At 68.2% G+C, this 1545-nt stretch carries 1 protein-coding gene; it reads left to right on the top strand.

What is annotated here, in order from left to right:
• The first annotated feature begins 101 nt into the window (after positions 1-101).
• Positions 102-1517 (top strand): IS4 family transposase, encoded by a 1416-nt coding sequence (locus LQ326_RS47120; RefSeq protein ID WP_234545369.1) that lies wholly within the window; start codon positions 102-104, stop codon positions 1515-1517.
• The last annotated feature ends 28 nt before the right edge of the window (positions 1518-1545 follow it).

Genomic DNA, 1545 nt, shown 5'->3' with positions numbered 1-1545 from the left:
GCAACGCCAGTGCGTTAAGGATGTGTGCGCCCTGTCAAGAGGGCGGGACCTCTGGTAGTTCGCATGGTGTCGAAGCCATTGCGAGTGCCCCGGAGGTCCCGTTGCCGCAGAATTCTGTCAGCGTCAGGTCCGGCGCGACAGCCCTGGACGTGTACGCGCCCGGCCATCTGGGAGAGTTGACCGAGATCATCGACCCCGAGTTGGTCGACGCGGTCCTGGAGGACACCGGTGTCCGACAGCAGCGGCTACGGCTGCTCCCGGCGCGTGTCGTGGTGTACTTCGTGCTGGCCCTCGCCTTCTTCGAACGATCCTCCTACCAGGCGGTATGGGCCAAGCTCACGGCGGGACTGGGCAGCGTGCCCGTGGCTCACCCGTGCGCCTCGTCGCTGGCCCGTGCCCGGCGCCGGCTGGGAAGCGGACCGCTGCGCCGTCTGTTCTCGATCCTGGCCGGGCCCGTGGCCGACCACCGCCAGTCCTGCGCGTTCTACCAGGGCCTGCGCCTGGTCGCCGTGGACGGCACCACCCTGTCCGCTCCCGATGAGAAAGCGGTGACCTGGCGCCATCCCAAACACATCGGCAGGGTCCGTGCGTTCGGCTACCCGCTGGTGCGCATGGTGGCTCTCGTGGAGTGCGGCACACGCGCTCTGGTGGATGCGGTCTTCGGACCCGACGACGTCGGCGAACCCGCCTACGCACGCCGGCTGCTGGGACATCTGGATACATCGATGCTCTTACTGGCCGACGCCTACTACGACGCGTTCGATTTCCTTCAGGCCGTGCAGGACACCGGGGCCCGTTTCGTGCTGCGCTCCACCCGCAAGCGGCGCCCGACCGTGCGCCGCCCGCTGCCCGACGGCTCCTACCTCACCGCGGTCCTGCCGCGCCGCTACCGTGCCAGGGCGAACGGGCAGCGGGTTCAGGTGCGGGTGGTCGAGGCGTGGCTCACCGTCGTCCTCGCCGACGGTACGCGGCGCACGGAGCTGTGGCGGCTGCTGACCAATCTGCTGGATGCCGACAGCCACCCCGCGAACGACCTGCTGCGGCTCTACCACCAGCGCTGGCAGGCGGAGACCTGCTATTTCTCGCTGAAGTCCACCATCTTGGACGGGCGAGTGCTGCGTTCACGCAGTGTCCCCGGTCTTGAGCAGGAGATCTTCGCGCTGCTGACGGTCTACCAGGCGCTGGTCCGCATGGCCGGCGATGTCACGACGGCCACGCCGGGACTGTCCGTCCAGCGGGTGAGCTTTACCGTTCTCTTCCAGGCCGCCGCGGACCAGATCCTCGTCGCTCCGGGACCTGCCCGGGGCAGTATGGCGTCGCTGATCGGGGCCATCGGCCGGGCTGTGCTGGCCAACCTCCTCCCCGAACAGCGCCGCCAGCGCCTGAAGGCCCGCTACCGCAAGACATCCAGCAAGTACCAGTTCCAGCGGGACCAGCATCCGCGCACCGTGCAGACGTACACACTGGACTTCAAGATGGTCAAGGACGGAGACATTGACGCCGGGCCTGACGGCTGATGCAACGGCGTTGCACTCGGCGGGACGC

Origin of the sequence: Streptomyces shenzhenensis (genome assembly GCF_021462265.1) — a bacterium.
Classification (GTDB): domain Bacteria; phylum Actinomycetota; class Actinomycetes; order Streptomycetales; family Streptomycetaceae; genus Streptomyces; species Streptomyces shenzhenensis.
This window is presented reverse-complemented; position numbering and strand designations above follow the sequence as displayed.